The sequence below is a fragment of the Modestobacter sp. DSM 44400 genome (assembly GCF_900107175.1).
Lineage (GTDB): Bacteria > Actinomycetota > Actinomycetes > Mycobacteriales > Geodermatophilaceae > Modestobacter.
The window spans coordinates 1-16,255 of sequence record NZ_FNOZ01000065.1 but is presented as its reverse complement, the minus strand read 5'-3'; the positions used below and the strand labels follow the sequence as shown (position 1 = coordinate 16,255).

Sequence of the window (16,255 nt, the reverse complement as noted above, 5' to 3'; positions counted from 1 at the left end):
CAGCGGGTCGCCCTCGGTCTGGGTGACGTCGAAGACGTGCGCGACCCGGAATCCGCGCAGCACCCGCGCCCCGGTCGGCGCATCCGGCCCGGTGACCTCCATACCTCCCCCGGCGGCCGCCGTTCGGGTTGCCGCATTCGCCGGGATGGTGTCGTGACCGCCGTCGGCGGGCGTGGTGGTTCGGTAGGTGCAGGGGGCGAGGATCGCCAGCCCGCGGGCTCTTTTGACCACCGAGCGGCCCAGGGACTTCCAGGTGGTGAATCCGGCGACCCGGGTCGCGGTGAAGCCCTGCGCCGCCGCACCCGCCATGATCAGCAGCTGGTTGTTGAGGCTGTAGTGGGGAAACCGGGCGGCGGTCTCCAGCATCCTGCGCTCGTCCTGGGGTCCGGCGGCGGCCACCGGACGACCGGCTACGCCGCCTACCGGGAGTACGTGGTCCTGCCCAACGAGCACACCGTTGGGTACATGAGGCCTTCGGCTGGAGGGTTCGGCGCTGCTCCGGCTCGGGTGCCTCCTCTGGGCGAGACCGCAGCCTTCCCGGCCGAGGAGCCAGCTCAATTGGGCCAGTCCCTGGAGCACGCCGCAGCCTCGACGGAGGATCTGCGCCCCGACGGCTGTCTGCACGACGTCGGGGCGTGGAATGACCTTCCGGGCGACCCTGGGGAGGTGTCGTGTCCTCTGCGCGGTCTTCTGGTGGCTCTACACCCAAGTCGCCCTGAAGAACCGGCTACGCGGCGGGGCGGTCCCTGTGGCCGCCGGGCTGGGTGCGACGGGCGAGGTAGAGGACGTCCACCGACACGGGCGCCAGCCAAGACCGCCGGCTGGCCCAGTCGTCGATGAGGCGGGCCAGCGGCGCCGTCCACCGGCGGCGGTAGGCGGCCTTGGGCAGCACGGCGAAGCCGTGCACGGCCTCCAGCTGGAAGTCGTGCCGGGAGAGGAGATCGCGGACCTGCGCGGTCGACAGCTCGTTGAACCACTCGTTGCCCCGTTTGCGCCAGCGGGACAGGTGTCGCAGTGACCGGGAGTTGCCGTGGTTCTCGACGACGAGCAGGCCGCTGGCCGGTGTGGGCAGCGCGGCGGCTGCGAAGGCGACGGCGCGGTCGTGGACGTCCTCGCTGGTGTTCAGCAGCAGGCGGAAGATCGTGACGAGGACAGGGTGGTCGCCCGCCGGCTCGGGGCGGGGAACCGGCCCGTCGGCGGCGATGAGGTGGAAGCGGCCGCTGGTGCCGACCTCCCTAGCCCGCGCCAGCATCGTCTCCGACGTGTCGTATCCGTGGGCCTGCTCGACCGTGCCCTCGAGGGCACGGATGGCGCGCCCGGTGCCGCAGGCGAAGTCCTGCTGCACGACCGGACGGCCGGCGAAGGAATCTTGCACAAGACGCCGTAGCCACACCCGCTGACGGGCGTCGATGGCCGACGCGAAGGTCCCAGCCGAATACACCTGGTCGTCGTACTTCTGAACGGCGGCGCCGGACCGGAAGACCTCGGCATAGTCCTTCTTCACCGGGACACGGTATGCATGGCCACCCCGGGGTCCCTAGCCAACGCCGCCGAGCATCGCCAGATCGAGTCAGGACGACCGCGCCTGGCAACACGGACCACCAAGGTCGCCACCGACGGGGTGCTCACGCCGCGCCGGCCCGCCGGGCGTGGGCAGGGCCCGGAGCCGGTCCGCGACACCATGCGTGATCCGTGCCTGGAGCCTGCCATTCGGGCCGTCGCGGATCGGCCAGACCTGTCCGACGCCGCGTGAGGCTGCGGGGTCAGTGGCGTCAGGGGCGCAGCAGGCGTCGGTGCAGTCGTCGGCACAGCCGCAGCCGTTGACGTCGGCTTGGCCGTCTCCACGAGAAGCGCAGCAGCCTCCGCCCTTCCACGCCTCGATGCCTTCCCTGACCGCCACCGCGGCGAGGATGAGCCCGACGATCGGGTCGGCCCAGCCCAGCCCAGCGTCGCGTTGAGTACCAGCCCGACGAGCACGGCGGAGAGGTAGGTGCACAGCAGGGTCTGGGTCGAGTCGGCGACGACCGCGTTGGAACCCAGTGCTCGACCGGTGCGGCGCTGCGCCCAGGACAGGAACGGCATGATGATCAGCGAGGCGATCGTAAGGCCGATGCCGACCGGCGACGGCGCTGGTTCACCGTTGCCGAACAGTGTGCGGAGGGACTCGACGGTCACGTAGGCGGCCAGCGCGAGAAACGAAACAGCAGCAGCCGCAGCGCCTACTCGGGCAGCCGGTGGCGGAACTGCCACGGGATGATCAACCCGCTGGAGACCTCGACGAAAGGGTCCAAGCCGAATCCGACGAGGGCAACTGACCCAGCGACGATGCCCGCCGTGACGGCGATGACCGCCTCGACGACGTTGTAGGTGACCGGGCACCAGCCAGCAGTTGCGCGCGGCGACCAAGCCGGCCCGCTCAGCAGCGCACAGCGTCGCGTGAGCGCGGGGCTCGGTGGCCGCTCACCGGTTCTTGGCCACTCCGTTGGTGGGACAGGGCGACGGCGTCGCCACTGACCGCCAGCACACGCTCGGCGGCAGCCAACACGTCGAGCAGTTCCGTCGCGGTCGCCAGTCACCACATCGACGCCCGGCCACGTGGTGAACCCGGCGAGCCGGGTGTCGGACTGACGCCCAGCCTCGCGGCCTGCAGCATGATCAGCAGCTGCTTGTTGAGTCTGGAGGTATGGAAACATCGCGGTAGGCTCCAAGATCGCCACTGCGGCGGGCGCACGATCTGTCAGTAGCCTCCCGAAAGGGCCTGTGAGGGTGAGTGCTGACCCGCCGGTCGCTACTCAGGCGGCAGCTCCGCCCAGTCCGCCGGGGCGTGCTCGGCGACCAGCGCGTGCAGCCGGGTGATGCCCTCCAAGCCCTCCGGCAGCCGCGCCCGCGCGAGCCGGCGGCCCTCTTCGTCCTCGAGCTCGACGTCGTGGTGGTCCTCGGCCCAGTCGTCCCCGATGAACAGCACCCGCAGCAACTCCTCCAGTTAGCGCGACAAGATCACAGCACCCGGGGACCCCGGCAACCTAATGATCAAGTGCTCACGCCGAGGCGGGCACGACATCCCATCAGCAGTCCAGTCACCGGCGAACCGGTGGGGCCGTCTACGGGGCGGTATCTGTCGTTCGCTGAGCGGGAGGAGATCGCGCTGCTGCGCGCCCAAGGCGCTGGGGTACGGGAGATCGCCCGCCGGATCAGGCGGCCGCCGTCGACGGTGTCGCGGGAGCTGAGGCGTAACGCCGCCACCCGGGGTGGGCGACTGGAGTACCGGGCCTCGATCGCGCAGTGGAAGGCCGAGCGGGTCGCCCGCCGACCCAAGACGGCCAGGCTGGTGGTCAAGGACCGGCTGCGCGGCTACGTGCAGGACCGGCTGGCAGGGCAGGTGAGCCGGACCGATGGCACGCCGGTTCCTGGGCCGGTCACCGGGACCAGTAGCACGAACGCGGCCAGCAGCCAGGCCAACCCGATCCCCTCCGGGCTGCCGCCGGTGCCGTGCGGATCGCCGGGCACCCAGGTGAAGGGCACCAGCCCGGCGAACATGTTGAAGAAGGCGTAGACGACGAACAGCAGCGCGACGCACAGGAAGATCTCCCGGACCCACACCCCGGCGCGCATTCCCGAGCCCATCCAGCCCTCGGCACCGACAAAGCGGGCGCGGCGCATCTGCATCTTCAGCACCCCGCGGTAGGCCACCGTGATGAGTAGGGCGGCGACCTCGGCGGTGACCGCCCACCAGTTCCACACCGGATGGGCGCCTGTTTCCGGGCTGGTGAGGAACTCGATGCCGAGCGCGACGAAGATCTCGTCGCGGACGAGATAGGCCCCGCCGCCGAAGATCAGGTCGGGCCGCAGGCCGGCGCCGGCCCGGTAGGCACCGGTGATGCCGGGCAGCGAGTTGATCGCGGTGAGCATGAAGAAGATGACCTGGAAGCCCTGGAACAGCTCGTTGCTGAAGGTCCGGTCGCCGGGCAGTTGCAGCGCCAGGCCCAGGACGATGATCCACAGTTCGGCGGCCAGGGCGGCGATCACCAGCGGCGTGCGGTAGGAGAAGTAGCCGGCCACCCCGCCGGAGGACCACAGCAGGGTGACGACGAGCACCACGAGCAGCACCGTCGGTATCGCCACCGGCCAGAACGCGTCCCGGATGGCCGGGATCGCCACCCCCGGGATCAGCGCGGCGATGTCCGGCCCGAGCAGGAACAGCAGTTTCTTCAGCATTTGCACCGCGGGCCGCTCCTCACCGAGGGCTGGGCGGGGACGGTCAGCGGGTGCCGCCGGGCTAGCGGACGAACGGCATGTTGATCACGATGCCGGGCCGCTCGATCGCGACCTGCCCGGCGTCGGCGGCCGCGGTCACCTCGGGCGCCGAACGCAGCAGGCGAGCCTTCGCGTCGTCGTTCCACCGCACCTGGTGCACCGTGCGCAGTGGGCTGTAGCCGGGGTCGCCGGGAACGTGGAGGAAGACGTCGCCCTGGAACCCCATCGGGCCGCTGGGCGCATCGGCGGGGGTGACGCCGTTGGTGAAGACATAGACGTCGGCCAGCGCGCTGTCCGGAGCCTCGGGCTCGGTGTGGATGAAGAGGATCTCCTGCCCGACCACCGAGGGGATCGGGGTCTTCTCCGCCGGCTGACTCCGGTTCTGCCGCTCACGTCCCGGTTCGGTACACCCTGCACGTCCGACCTCCCACACATCCGTTTGCCGACACGGGCCTGCCCCGCGCTCCCCTTGCGGCGTCCCACGACCGGGACAGGCCTCGGCGCAGGCCTCACCCGGTCCGACCCAACACGGGCCGGTTCCACCAGGCTGGTGCTTTCCGTGGCTGGAAGGTCAAGTCGGCGTCGCCGGTCAGCGGGTCGGCCTACCGGACGGTCCGGTCCTCCCCGACGACGGGCCGACCGCGGGACTGGCGCAGGACGTCGGACCACTGCTCGGATCCTCCGGCGCAGTGGCCGGGGATGGTGCGGCGGCCGACGAGGGGTACGTGCGGGGCGAGCGCAACACCGAACCGCCCCCACACGGGCGATCGCGGTGGCGCGGCGCCCGACCGCGGCCCATACCCGGCGAGGAAGAACAGAGACACCGCGTGCGGCGGTAAGGGTCGAAAGCGGGGCTGGCGGCGGAGGGCAGAGGTCACGCGGACGTGCCCGCGTGACGGGCACGCTGAACGTCGCGGCGCTTCCCGCTTTCCCTCCGGTGCGCCCCGCCGGTGGCTGTCGCCTGCTGCGCGGCGGTGTGCTCGATGATCCGGCACACCGGGCCCGCGGTTTCCGGGATGTCGTCGATCGCCGCTTCCAGCGCCCGCAGCTCCTCGCGGAGCCGGCGCAGCTCGGCGATGCGCCGGCCGATGCTGCGCACCTGCCCACTCAGCATCTCGCGCACGTGGTCGCACGGTGGGCTGCCGGCGGCGCGCAGGGCGAGGACCTCACCGATCTCCTCCAGACTCAGCCCCAGGTGCTGGGCGGTCTTGATGAACACCAGGCGCGCCTGGTCCTCGGGGCCGTAGACCCGGTATCCCGCGGCGGTGCGGGCCGGTTGCGCCATGAGCCCGATCGACTCGTAGTAACGGACTGTCTTGGGATTGACCCCGACCCGATCGGCCAGCTCTCCGGTCCGCACGCCTCCGCCACCTTCCCATCGGCTGGAGCCCAGGGTGCCCCGTCGAGGGCCCGGGCACGAGGGAAGCGCACATCTTCCCGGTGCGCGACCGGGAGGAGCCCGTCGGCTCCGCCGGGATTCGCCGGAGCCGGTGACCTTGTCCCTTGACATTGCCCTCGACTGGAAGGCTTACGGTCGAGCCGATCGTGTTGGTAACCGCATCGGAAGGCGTGTCATGGCCAGTTCTACGTTCGTCGTCGAGGAGATCCACTGCGGCGCCTGCGAGGCCGCGATCGGTAAGGCGCTGACCCGGATGGACGGGGTTCAGGGAGTCAGCGCGAACTCGGCCACCAACCAGGTGGCGGTGCGCTTCGACGAGTCCCAGACCACCGGCGAGGCGATCGCCCAGCGGCTGGCTGCCGCCGGCTATCCGGTCGTCGCCGGCGGCGACCGCGGCCCCGACCTGGAAGGACGGGCAGGACGATGAGTACCCAAACCGAGGCCACCGAAGAGTTGTGGGCCGAGGAGCCCAGCTCGCTGGCCGGTCACGCCCGGATCCGGGCGCGGATCGCCGGGCTGCACTGCTCGCTGTGCACCGGCACCATCGAGAAGGCCCTGGGCCGTCAGGCCGGGGTGGACAAGGTCGCGGTCAGCCTCACCCACGAGCAGGCGCTGGTCGACTTCGACCCGGCGGTGATCGGCCCCGAGGAAATCCTGGGCACCCTGCGCGACCTTGGCTACGACCTGTACGACCCGCGCAAGCTGCGCCCGTTCGAGGAGGAGGAGGCCGACCTCGTCCGGGAGGGCAAGCGGCTGCTGACCGCGATCGCGGCGAGCCTGACCGCCATCGCCCTGATCCTGGACATCAACGGCATCTGGTCGGTGCTGGTGCCGGCGTCTGTGGCGGTGCTGATGCTGCCGGTGTCGTATGCGATCCTGCGCCCGGCCGGCCGGCCGAAAGCGGTGCTCGGGGCGCTGGGCATCCTCGCCCCGGCGGCGCTGGCCTACTCCGCCCGGCAGACCGGCCTGCTGGGCGAGACGGTCACCGGGTGGCTGACCGGTGCCCTGGCGCTGGCCGTCATCTTTGGTGTCGCACCGCACATCCTACGGATGGCCTATCAGGCAGCCCGCCGGCGGATCCTCAACCAGCACGTACTGCTGGAGGTCGGGGCGTTCGCCGGCATCGCCGGCGGCCTGATCGGGCTGACCGGGGCGTTCCCGAACTATCCGACCGCACCGTTCTTCGCCGTCACCGTGCTGGTGGCCAACTACCACATCTTCTCCGAGTGGCTCTCGCTGCTGGTCAAGACCCGCTCCAGCCAGGCCGTACGCAAGCTGCTGGACCTGCAGCCCGACACCGCCCGCGTGGTCCGCGACGGCGTGGAGCGGGACACGCCGATCGCCCAAGTGGCCGTCGGGGACGTGGTGCGGATCCGGCCCGGTGAGCGGGTTCCGGTCGACGGGCGGGTGGTGCAGGGCTACTCCACCATGGACCTGTCCCTGGTCACCGGGGAACCGGTGCCGGTCGAGCGCACCTCGGGCAGTGAGGTGATCGGCGGATCCATCAACGGGTCGGGCACGCTGCTGGTCGAGGTCACCCGGGTGGGCGCCGAGAGTTTCCTGGCCCAGGTGGTGCGCCACGTGGAGGACGCCCGCGCGCTCAAGCCCGGCATCCTGCACCTGGTCGACCGGATCCTGCGCCTCTACACCCCCACCGTGCTGGCCGTCTCCGCGCTGGCCGCGCTGGGCTGGCTGGCCGGCAGCTGGGCGCTGGCCGGTGAACCCGACGTGCGCCGGGCAGTCTTCGCCGGCCTCGGGGTGCTGGTGATGGGCTATCCGTGCGCGGTCGGCATCGCCGCGCCGCTGGCGATCGTGCGCGCCGCGGGAGAGGCCGCCGACTCCGGCATCATCATGCGCACCGGGGAGGCGTTCCAGACCTTCGGCGCGGTGCGCACGATGCTGCTGGACAAGACCGGCACCCTGACCGAGGGCCGGCCCGCCGTCCGCGAGGTCGAAGCCCTCATCGATGAGGCCGAGCTGCTGGCCGTCGCCGCCGCAGCCGAGTCCTCCTCCGAGCACCCGCTGGCCCGGGCCGTCGTCACCGCCGCGGCCGACCGCGGCCTGGCACTGCCGGCGGTGAGCGACTTCGAGTCGGTCACCGGCCTGGGGATCACCGCCACCGTCGCCGGCGCCCGGGTGCTCGTCGGGCGGCCGGAATTCCTCACCGACCGCGGCGTGGAGCTGACCGCACTGCACGAGGGGGTCACCCGTCTGGAGGCCGCGGGCCGCACCGTGGTCGCGGTCGCCGCCGACGGTCGGCCGCTGGGCCTGATCGCCCTGGGCGATGAGATCCGGCCCGAGACAGCCGAAGCCGTCGCCCAGCTGCGCGCAGCGGGGATCACCCCGGTGCTGGTCACCGGGGACAACGCCCGCGCCGCCCGGCAGGTCGCCGACCGGCTCGGGATCGACGACGTCCGCGCCGGCGTGTTGCCTGAGGGCAAGGCCGAGATCGTGCGCGAGTTCCAGGCCGGCGGCGCGCGAGTGGCGATGGTCGGCGACGGCATCAACGACGCCCCGGCCCTCATGCAGGCCGACGTCGGCATCGCCATGGGCGGCGGCACCGACATCGCGGTTGAATCCGCCGACATCATCATCGTCCGCAACGACCTGCGGGCCGTGCTCACCGCCCAGCAGCTGAGCCGCTCCAGCTACCGGCGCACCCGGCAGAACGTAGCGCTGGCGTTCCTGTTCAACGGCATCGGCATCCCCGCCGCCACCACCGGGCTCATCTACCCGGTGTGGGCGATGATCGCCATGGCCGCCTCGGTCACCACCATCTTCGTCAACTCCATCGGCGGCCGGCCCAGGCTGCTGTTCGAGGCGATCGCCTCGGTCGGGCGCGCACCCGCCGACGAGCCGCAGGCGGCGGCCGTCCCGGCCGCACGCTGACCGTCAAACAGCAGACCCGCGATGACCGCAGCTGCGGCCGGACGCACCGACGAGGAGGAGCATGAGCGAGGACAACCGGGCCGACCACGATGCCCTGGTGATCGGCGGCGGCACCGCCGGGCTGAGCGCGCCGCGACCTGGCTGGGCCGCTACCGGCGCGACACCCCTGTCGTCGACGCTGGTGAGCAGCGCAACCGCTGGGTCCAGCGGGTCCACGGAGTGCTGGCCGACGACCCCGCCGATCCGCAGGCGCTGCTGGTCCGGACGCGGCATGACCTGGACCGCTACCCCGCCGTGCGACTGACGTCTGGCACCGTCGCGGCGGTGGCCCGGGTCGAGCCCGACCTGTTCCGGGTACAGCTCGCCGACGCCCCGCGGCCGCTGCTGACCCGCCGCGTCGTCCTGGCCACCGGGGTGCGGGACGTGTTCCCGCAGGTCGAGGTTTTCCAGGAGCACTACGGCGTCGAAGTTTTTCAGGAGCACTACGGCGTCGAAGTTTTCCAGGAGCACTACGGCGCGGACGTGTTGCACTGCCCGACCTGCGACGGGTTCGACGCGCGCGGGCAGTGCGTGGCGGTCTTCGGCTGGGGCGAGCACGTCACGGGGTTCGCCTTGGAGCTGCTGGACTGGGCCGCCGAGGTCCGCGTCATCACCGACGGCCGGCGATTCGAAGGCGACGATGCGCAGCGCGCGGCGCTTTCCGATCGCGGTGTGCAAGTCATCGAGGACGACGCCGTCGAGCTGCTCGGCCCCCGCGGGGCCATGCACGGAGTGGTCCTGGCCAGCGGCCGGCGCACCCGGTGCACGATGGGCTTCTTCTCCATCGCCCACCAGCCCCAGACCGCCCTGGCCCGCCAGCTGGGCTGCGCCCTCGATGACGAGGGCTACGTGTCCGTCGACGAGCAGCAGCAGACCTCGGTGCCCGGGGTCTTCGCCGCCGGTGACCTCGCCCCCGGAATACAGCTGGTCAACGTCGCCGTCGGCAAGGGCACCATCGCCGGCGTGGCGTGCGCCCTCTCCGTGCCGCCCCGCAGCAGGAGTAGGGGGCGGTGCGCCTGCTGGTCGTCACCGACGGCACCTGTCCGGCCGAGCAGCTGCGGCCGGTCCTCGCCCTGCTGGCCCGACCGACCCGGGTCACGCTGCTCGCCGTCGCCGACACGCCCACCGGCGGGCTCGGCCCGCCGCACGACGTACTCGACCCCGCCCCGACCCCACCACCCCCTGCGTACACCGACCGGCTCACCGCTCTCGCCATCAGCGACGGGGATTTCGCCTGCCAGCAGCAGCACGGTCTGGTCGAGGTCGACGTCGAGATGGCCAGCCAGTGCGGCGACCTGGCCGGTCTGCTGGCCGCCGAGCTGTCCCGCCGCGGAGCCGACCTGGTGGTGCTCGCCGACTGGCGAGCTCGCCCGCGACTGCGCTCGGCGGCCGTCTCCACCGTCGCAGGCGACGCCGGCCGCCCGGTCCTCCTCGTCCCCTGAACCCGAGCCCACTCCGCGGAGCAGGACGCACAGGTCCAACCGGTGCCAGTGCCCCGGTCACCGGCAGCGGCGCGGGCACCGAACGCTCGAACGATCAGTCACCGCATGTGAGGAGAACCGCCACCATGACCGCCTTCCCGCTGATCACCGGCCGCGAACTGAGCGAGGTTGCCCCCGGCCCCGGTCTCGTGCTGGTGGACTTCTGGCAGGTCAGCTGCGCGCCCTGCCGGGCGCTCGAGCCGCGCCTGGAGCAGTTCCACCGCCGCCACCCCGGCGATTTCACCGGGTATCGCATCGACGTGGATACCGAGCAGGAGACGATCGCGACCTATCAGGTGATGAGCATCCCCACCATCGTCGTACTCCGCGACGGGGTCGAGGTGACCCGCCTCGACGGCCTCATCCGCGACACCGACCTCGACCACGCCCTGCACCTGGCGCGCTCGGGCTGATCCTGCCGGCCGGCCGGCGCACCTGAGCCCGCAGCGGTCACCGCCCGGACCGAGTCTCCTCAGATCCCGAAACGTCCCGGTGCCGATCGGCTCAGGTGGCGGGGCGCTTGATCTCCGACAGCTCGGGGAAGTCGTTGACCGCGGTGAGCGCGACCTGCACGAGCCGTCGCCGCACCGGCAGGGCGGTGGGCAGGTCGGTGAGTTTGAGATAGCCGAGGTGGCCGCCGTCGGTCACCACGGTCGGGGTGCCGAAGACGCCCGCGGCCCGGCCCATCTCGTGTGAGGCGGCGACCGAGGTCAGCTTCCGGTGGGCCGCCGCCTCATCGACTCCAGCGCCATCGACTCCGGCGCCGGCCGCCGCGGCCAGGCCATGCAGCCCCTCGGGTCCCACCCGCCGTTGGGCGAAGGCGGTGAACACGCTGCGGCGGAACCGGTCGATGTCGCCGCGGTCGGCGATCACCGCATCGTGCAGGGCCAGGGCCAGCAACGCCGGGCGGGTCAGCGCGCCCGGCCGCTGCCACACCGGCGGGCCGTCCTGGTCGCGGTTGTTCTCGGCCAGGACGAACGGGCCCCAGCGCACCCGCGGCGCCTCGACCGCGCCGAGGAGCTCGCTCAGCCGCCGCGAGTACGGGCAGGTGTAGTCGAAGAAGACGAGCATGGCCGTGGCCACCGGCGGATCCTGCCTCCTGATCGAGACGTCCTGACCCTGCGGCCGGCGGCCCCCGGTGCCATTCCTGGGGGGCCCGCGACAGCGCGAATGTGTCTTTCCGTGGACCCAGGACCTTCCCCCCGCTGGAATGTCAAGGGCGTCTCAGGTGAGCTGCCCGAAGGGCGCTGACAGGGCGGGCGTGGCAGGGTTCACCGCCGGAAAGGGCCGCAGGACGACCGGGGAGAGAGCATCGCCGTGGGCGCGCAGCAACGGGTCCGGTTCCGGGAGGTGTTCGCCGACCCGGCCTACCGGCGGCTGTTCGTTGCCCAGACCGCGTCGCGGGCCGGGGATGCGTTCCGCACCGTGGCCCTGGTGATCGTCGTCTTCGGGCTGACCGGCTCGGGGCTGGGCACCGCCGGGATCGTCGTCGCCGAGATCCTGCCGGTGCTGCTGCTGGCCCCGGTCGCCGGGGAACTGGTCGACCGGCTGCCGCGACGCACCGTGATGATCGCCGCGGATCTGTGGCGGGCCGGGCTGATGGCGCTGCTCCCGCTCGTCGACTCCAGCGTCGTGGCCGTGTACGCGGTCGGGTTCGGGCTGTCGGTGGGCAGCGTGTTCTTCAATCCCGCCGCCGGCTCCCTCGTCCCGGCGCTGGTCCCGGAACGTCAGCTGGTGGCGGCCAACAGCGGCATCTGGACCGCGGCGGTCCTGGCCCAGATCGCGCTGGCGCCGGCCGCCGGTGGCATGGTCACCGCGCTGGGGGCGACGCCGGCTTTCGCCCTCGACGCCGCCAGCTTCGCCGTCTCCGCACTCGTGCTGCGGGGCCTCGCGATCCCCGCCAAGCCCGCGGCCACCGGGCCGGCCGGGTCCTGGGCCGGGCGGGTCCGCGAGGGTCTGGCGCTGCTGGTCGGCGACCGGCTGCTGCGGATCCTGGCCGCCGGGCAGCTGCTGGCCGCGCTGTCGGCCGGGGCTACCAGTGCGCTGCTCGTCGTCCTCGTAGAACGCCACCTGCACGCCGGCGCCGCCGGGTTCGGGCTGCTGATCGGCGCGATCGGGATCGGCGCCGCCGCCGGCCCGTTCCTGCTGACCCGGCTGACCGACAACCCGCGCCGACCCGGGTTCGTCTTCGGCCCCTACCTGCTGCGCGGCGGCGTCGACCTCGCCGTCGCCACCGTCACCTCGCTGCCGGCCGCACTGGGCGCGATGGCCGCCTACGGGCTGGGCACCTCCACCGGCGCGGTCACCTTCAACAGCCTGCTGCAGGCCGAGGTGCCCGCGCAGCTGCGCGGCCGGGTGTTCGCCGGCATGGACCTGCTCTGGCAGAGCGGGCGTCTGATCTCCTTGGCCGTCGGCGGGGCGCTCGCCGACACCCTGGGCATCCGGGCGGTGTACTACCTCGGCGGAGCACTGCTCCTGCTGGCCGGCGGGCTCGGGCTAACCGGGCTCAGCCGCTCCGGCGGCTCGACACCGCAGAACCCGCGCTAGCCAAGTCCTGCCGGGGCCCGCGGGTGTGCTCGATGACCCGGCAGACCGTGGCCTCACCCGCCGGGATCTGGTCGATCGCCGCCTCCAGCGTCTGCAACTCCTCCCGCATGGCCCGCAGCTGGGCCAGCTGCCGCCCGATGCCGCGGATCTGCTCGCGCAGCATTCCCCGCACGTGCTCACACGGCGCGGTCCCCGCCCCCCGCAGCGCCAGCACCTGCCCGATGTCCTCCAGGCTCAGCCCCAGCTGCTGAGCGGTCTTGACGAACGCCAGCCGCGCCTCGTCCTCCGGCCCATACGCCCGGTAGCCGTTGTCGCTGCGGCGCGGCTGGGGCAGCAGACCGATCCCCTCGTAGTAGCGGATCGTCTTGGTGCTCACCCCGACCCGGTCCCCCAACTCCCCGATCAGCACCCCAGCTCCTTCCCCTCGGCCGACAACCAGCGTAAGCCCCAAACCAGCCCCCCGACCCGCCACGGCAGCCGCCACAGCCCCGCCCCAGCTGGGGTTGACCTTCCCGCGAGGGGAACCCCTAGCGTCAGTCCGGTGTGCGGCGGACCCCTACCCGCCGCTGCAGGACCTCGTCGCCGACCACGACCGGCGAGAGCACCATCCCCCATCGAGCAATGAGGTGACGTGCATGACCAGCACTGAGACGACCTCCAGCGGGCTGCTGAACCAGCAGCTGCTGGACTGCATCCGCTCCTGCGCCGAATGCGCCGCCGCCTGCGAAGCCTGCGCCAAGCAGTGCACCCAAGCCGGCGACCAGGCCATGGCCCGCTGCATCCAGCTCTGCCTGGACTGCGCCACCCTCTGCCTGGCCTGCATCCCGCTGCTCGCCCGGGACAGCGCCTCCTACAAGGAGCTGTGCCGGCTGTGCGCCGACCTCTGCGAGCAGTGCGCCACCGAGTGCGAGCGATACGACGACGAAAAGATGCGTGCCTGTGCCAAGGTCTGCCGCCAGACCGCCCAGACGTGCCGCCAGATGGCCGGCTGATCGGACACCCCACCGGCTCCCGACCTGCCCCGCAGCCAGGAGCCGGTGGGACGGCACGGCACCCAAGCCCCGTTCAAGCCCCGCCGGCCGAGCCGGTCAGCCCTCCTCACACCCCTAGGCTGGACCCCATGACCGCAACACGCAGCAGCCGACGCCCAACAGGCGCTGCGGCGCGTCCAAGACGGTGGTCGCAAGCCGGCGCCGCCGCGCTCGCCGTGCTCAGCTGCGTGCCCATGGTCGCCATGCTGCCCGCGGCGGCGGCCACCGCCTTCTCCGTCCTGGGCGCCGACGCCACCAGCGGCCCCTGGGCCACCGTCCGCCGCGCCCTCGACCCCATCGCCCAACCCCTGCTCATCGCCAGCGTGCTCCTGCTCATCGCCGCCACCCTGCGCTGCGGTCGCGGACCGGCCCTGCTCGTCACCGCCGGTGGGGCGGCGCTGTACCTGAGCATGTACATCATCCCCACCCCCGGGTCCAACGCCATGGCCGGCATGGGAGCCACCAACGCGCCCCTGTTCTACACCGGCATCTTGCTGATCGCGCTCACCTTCCTCTGGTCAGCACGCCGACGCCGACGCCACACCTGCCACCCCGCATGGCGACGCCCGGCCCACGGACGACCGAACCCCGCCTGACGGAACGACATCCCGATCAACGAAGGCGAGATCCCGACGGGCCGCCCCGCACGCCGATCGCCGTCCATCAGGCCGTGAACCGTCCCCGCAGGCGTTCGCCGGACGAGGGATCCAACTTCGAGCCCGAACCGGTAGATGAGGTGCGCGATCCGCCGGGCGACGCCCGACCCGGCCACCCGGCCGAGGCCGCGGCCGGGCGGTAGTCGCGTCCGGCCCAGGCGGGGGTCGGCGCGGATGACGCTCTGCGGGGCGGTCTGAGTGCCGATCTGGTCGGCGCTGCACACGCGACGGCCTGAACCGCCTGGTAGGCGCCGTGCTCGCCGAGCAGCACGATGAATGAACCGAAGCCGCTACCTCATGCGTCGACGTCCTTACCCGCTGCCGCCCATTGCCGAGACCAGCGGCACCAGCGAGGAGGTGACCCGGACGACCATTCCGGCGTCCAGCGCCTCACCACACACATACATCACGCGGCAGCCGTCACACACCACGCCCGCGGGTTTGACCGCGACGGGACGTCCCTGCGCTGGGAGGCGGTCCTGCACTTCCCCGTCCCTGTACTGGCAGCTGGGTGTGCCAGTCGGTGACGGCGGCCTTGCTGCGTCCGGCGGTCTGCCGAGCAGTCCCTGCTCGCCGGCCAGGTCGACGAAGTTGTCTCGAACCGCTCCGACACCGTCCACCTGCCGGTGACGCTGTCCTGGGTCCAGACCGGGCGGCCCCGGCGCGTCTCATCGATGCCGAGCACCCGCACGGGACCGGGTCCGGCCAGCAGAGCCTCGGCGTGGGCGATGAACATGTCATGCACGGTCGGCCAGCTCAGCCCGTGGGCGCGGACCGCGGCGCTCACCGAGGCGCCGGCGGCGACCGCTGCCCCGGCCGCCCGACGCGCCCGGCCGGTCACCCGCGCCCGGGCCGGCACCTCGGCGATCTGCTCGGTGAACGCCTGACGCGGACACAGCCGTTCCCGGCAGGCGTACTGCGCCGTGCGCCAGCGAACGGCCACCGGCACCTCGCCGTAGGCCACATCCCGAGGCCGCGTCACCCGTCGCTGCCGGGCCGCCGTCGAGAGCACCCCGCAGGCCGGGCACGCAGCGGCCGTCTCATCGTCGGTGACCACATGCACCACCCGCCCACCGTCTACTGCCCGATGCACGCCGGTCACCCGCATCCCGGGCAGCCCGAACAGGATCGTCGTACCGTCTTGACTCCCTCGTGGCCCCTTGGCTGTCGGCTCCTAAATCACCGCCAGCATGAGGGGCCACGAGCTTCTCAGCTCGAGGCCCGCGACCTCACAAGATCGTGTCGTTCCCCCTCAAGTTCGAAAAGCCGGATTGGCCGACCGTGCACGCCAAAGCGAACCTGGTGGTCAACGGCGTTATGAGCGTCGACGACGCGTACGGCTCGCTCACGTCGCCGAGCGCCGACTGGCCAATGAGGTCTCGAGACTCCAGAGCGCTGCCACTCACGCCTTTCCACCACGTAGACACAGCCGGAGGCTGGGTTCGCCACCACGTTGCGATGGCTGGCCGATGCCCAGTCACCGCACGAAGCCTGGCCACAGGTGCTCGTGCACCGCCGGCGCGGCACCTGCGGGCGGCGAGGTCGCGCGCCGTGCCGCAAGATCGAGCATGGCGACGTCCGGCAAGAGGCGACCCGGGAATGTGATTGGGCGCTACAGCGCCCATGTGGCCTAGAGCGTGTCTGCCAAAGATTGGCGGGTTGGTGGGCGACGCTGGACGAATGTTGCGTACCGACGAGATCCCGGACGAGTTGTGGGAGTTGATCCAGCCGGTGCTGCCTGCCGGCGGTCATCAGGGCCGGCCGTGGAATGACCACCGACTGACGCTCGAGGCGATCATCTGGCGGTACCGCACCGGGTCGCCGTGGCGTGACCTGCCCGATCACTTCGGGGCGTGGCAATCGGTGTGGGAACGCCACCGTCGCTGGTCTGACGACGGCACCTACGTGCGGATGTTCGCCGCGGTGCGCGCCGCAGCCCCTGAGCGCGATGAGCAGCTG

Annotated in this window: 17 protein-coding genes and 4 pseudogenes; 11 read left to right on the top strand and 10 right to left on the bottom strand. The window is 71.9% G+C overall.

Translation table 11 applies throughout. The annotated features are described in order from the left end of the window. The 4 genes and pseudogenes from BLW04_RS22550 to BLW04_RS26210 all read right to left on the bottom strand — a co-directional run. The coding region (locus BLW04_RS22550; RefSeq protein ID WP_254781893.1) for an ArdC family protein at nt 1-366 on the bottom strand (366 nt) is incomplete at its 3' end. Between the two features lie 361 nt (nt 367-727). After that, nucleotides 728-1,504, bottom strand: a complete 777-nt coding sequence (locus BLW04_RS22545) for a methyltransferase domain-containing protein (RefSeq protein ID WP_091547680.1) — start codon at nt 1,502-1,504, stop codon at nt 728-730. Next, nucleotides 1,501-2,175: a cation diffusion facilitator family transporter gene (locus BLW04_RS22540; RefSeq protein ID WP_254781894.1), complete on the bottom strand. Its 675-nt coding sequence runs from the start codon at nt 2,173-2,175 to the stop codon at nt 1,501-1,503. The genes BLW04_RS22545 and BLW04_RS22540 overlap by 4 nt, the downstream gene beginning before the upstream one ends. A 646-nt stretch (nt 2,176-2,821) precedes the next feature. Continuing rightward, nucleotides 2,822-2,965 (bottom strand): annotated as a pseudogene (locus BLW04_RS26210) (IS110 family transposase); the annotation flags it as partial. 99 nt (nt 2,966-3,064) lie between these two features. Between BLW04_RS26210 and BLW04_RS22535 the strand changes: the two are divergent. Next, nucleotides 3,065-3,415, top strand: a pseudogene (locus BLW04_RS22535) (transposase); the annotation flags it as partial. Here BLW04_RS22535 and BLW04_RS22530 read toward each other — a convergent pair. From BLW04_RS22530 to BLW04_RS22520, 3 genes are all read right to left on the bottom strand, one after another. Beyond that, nucleotides 3,352-4,221: a hypothetical protein gene (locus BLW04_RS22530; RefSeq protein ID WP_139306970.1), complete on the bottom strand. Its 870-nt coding sequence runs from the start codon at nt 4,219-4,221 to the stop codon at nt 3,352-3,354. The pseudogene BLW04_RS22535 and the gene BLW04_RS22530 overlap by 64 nt on opposite strands. A gap of 55 nt (nt 4,222-4,276) precedes the next feature. Beyond that, nucleotides 4,277-4,597 carry a DUF7482 domain-containing protein gene (locus BLW04_RS22525; RefSeq protein ID WP_091547674.1) on the bottom strand — a complete coding sequence of 107 codons (321 nt, stop codon included), beginning with the start codon at nt 4,595-4,597 and terminating at the stop codon, nt 4,277-4,279. 531 nt (nt 4,598-5,128) lie between these two features. After that, complete coding sequence (locus BLW04_RS22520) at nt 5,129-5,614, bottom strand: heavy metal-responsive transcriptional regulator (protein WP_175484221.1); 486 nt, start codon at nt 5,612-5,614, stop codon at nt 5,129-5,131. Between the two features lie 214 nt (nt 5,615-5,828). Between BLW04_RS22520 and BLW04_RS22515 the strand changes: the two genes are divergently transcribed. From BLW04_RS22515 to BLW04_RS27075, 5 genes and pseudogenes are all read left to right on the top strand, one after another. Next, nucleotides 5,829-6,080 carry a heavy-metal-associated domain-containing protein gene (locus BLW04_RS22515; protein ID WP_091547668.1) on the top strand — a complete coding sequence of 84 codons (252 nt, stop codon included), beginning with the start codon at nt 5,829-5,831 and terminating at the stop codon, nt 6,078-6,080. After that, nucleotides 6,077-8,542 (top strand): heavy metal translocating P-type ATPase, encoded by a 2,466-nt coding sequence (locus tag BLW04_RS22510; RefSeq protein ID WP_091547665.1) that lies wholly within the window; start codon nt 6,077-6,079, stop codon nt 8,540-8,542. The genes BLW04_RS22515 and BLW04_RS22510 overlap by 4 nt, the downstream gene beginning before the upstream one ends. A 21-nt stretch (nt 8,543-8,563) precedes the next feature. After that, a pseudogene (locus tag BLW04_RS29835) lies at nt 8,564-9,472 on the top strand (NAD(P)/FAD-dependent oxidoreductase); the annotation flags it as partial. Nucleotides 9,473-9,591: 119 nt separating this feature from the next. After that, entirely contained in the window at nt 9,592-10,023 is a 432-nt protein-coding gene (locus BLW04_RS27080; RefSeq protein WP_091547662.1) for a hypothetical protein, read from the top strand. A 125-nt stretch (nt 10,024-10,148) separates the two neighbouring features. Then, on the top strand, nt 10,149-10,475 hold the full coding sequence (locus tag BLW04_RS27075) for a thioredoxin family protein (RefSeq protein ID WP_091547659.1): 327 nt from the start codon (nt 10,149-10,151) through the stop codon (nt 10,473-10,475). 91 nt (nt 10,476-10,566) lie between these two features. On the opposite strand, the gene BLW04_RS22490 is transcribed toward BLW04_RS27075, so the two are convergent. Beyond that, nucleotides 10,567-11,145, bottom strand: coding sequence for a DsbA family protein (locus tag BLW04_RS22490; RefSeq protein ID WP_091547657.1), 579 nt, complete (start codon nt 11,143-11,145; stop codon nt 10,567-10,569). Between the two features lie 234 nt (nt 11,146-11,379). On the opposite strand from BLW04_RS22490, the gene BLW04_RS22485 reads away from it, so the two are divergent. After that, complete coding sequence (locus tag BLW04_RS22485; RefSeq protein WP_217631202.1) at nt 11,380-12,609, top strand: MFS transporter; 1,230 nt, start codon at nt 11,380-11,382, stop codon at nt 12,607-12,609. Here the strand turns inward: BLW04_RS22485 and BLW04_RS22480 are convergent. Further along, nucleotides 12,569-13,018, bottom strand: a complete 450-nt coding sequence (locus tag BLW04_RS22480) for a heavy metal-responsive transcriptional regulator (protein ID WP_175484220.1) — start codon at nt 13,016-13,018, stop codon at nt 12,569-12,571. The genes BLW04_RS22485 and BLW04_RS22480 overlap by 41 nt on opposite strands. A 226-nt stretch (nt 13,019-13,244) precedes the next feature. On the opposite strand from BLW04_RS22480, the gene BLW04_RS22475 reads away from it, so the two are divergent. From BLW04_RS22475 to BLW04_RS28840, 3 genes are all read left to right on the top strand, one after another. Next, nucleotides 13,245-13,601, top strand: a complete 357-nt coding sequence (locus BLW04_RS22475) for a four-helix bundle copper-binding protein (RefSeq protein ID WP_217631201.1) — start codon at nt 13,245-13,247, stop codon at nt 13,599-13,601. A gap of 227 nt (nt 13,602-13,828) precedes the next feature. Next, nucleotides 13,829-14,236, top strand: a complete 408-nt coding sequence (locus BLW04_RS22470) for a hypothetical protein (protein WP_139306969.1) — start codon at nt 13,829-13,831, stop codon at nt 14,234-14,236. Between the two features lie 788 nt (nt 14,237-15,024). After that, nucleotides 15,025-15,183, top strand: a complete 159-nt coding sequence (locus BLW04_RS28840) for a hypothetical protein (RefSeq protein ID WP_254781891.1) — start codon at nt 15,025-15,027, stop codon at nt 15,181-15,183. Between the two features lie 17 nt (nt 15,184-15,200). Here BLW04_RS28840 and BLW04_RS29830 read toward each other — a convergent pair. Next, nucleotides 15,201-15,404, bottom strand: a pseudogene (locus BLW04_RS29830) (transposase family protein); the annotation flags it as partial. Nucleotides 15,405-15,976: 572 nt separating this feature from the next. On the opposite strand from BLW04_RS29830, the gene BLW04_RS22460 reads away from it, so the two are divergent. Next, on the top strand, nt 15,977-16,255 hold a 279-nt coding region (locus BLW04_RS22460; RefSeq protein WP_139306922.1), incomplete at its 3' end, for a transposase.

What these genes read in the sequence shown, in the direction of transcription:
- BLW04_RS22510 (WP_091547665.1), top strand. Translation starts at nt 6,077, where the DNA reads ATGAGTACCCAAACCGAGGCCACCGAAGAGTTGTGGGCCGAGGAGCCC.
- BLW04_RS22475 (WP_217631201.1), top strand. Translation starts at nt 13,245, where the DNA reads ATGACCAGCACTGAGACGACCTCCAGCGGGCTGCTGAACCAGCAGCTG.
- BLW04_RS22515 (WP_091547668.1), top strand. Translation starts at nt 5,829, where the DNA reads ATGGCCAGTTCTACGTTCGTCGTCGAGGAGATCCACTGCGGCGCCTGC.
- BLW04_RS27075 (WP_091547659.1), top strand. Translation starts at nt 10,149, where the DNA reads ATGACCGCCTTCCCGCTGATCACCGGCCGCGAACTGAGCGAGGTTGCC.
- BLW04_RS28840 (WP_254781891.1), top strand. Translation starts at nt 15,025, where the DNA reads ATGAACATGTCATGCACGGTCGGCCAGCTCAGCCCGTGGGCGCGGACC.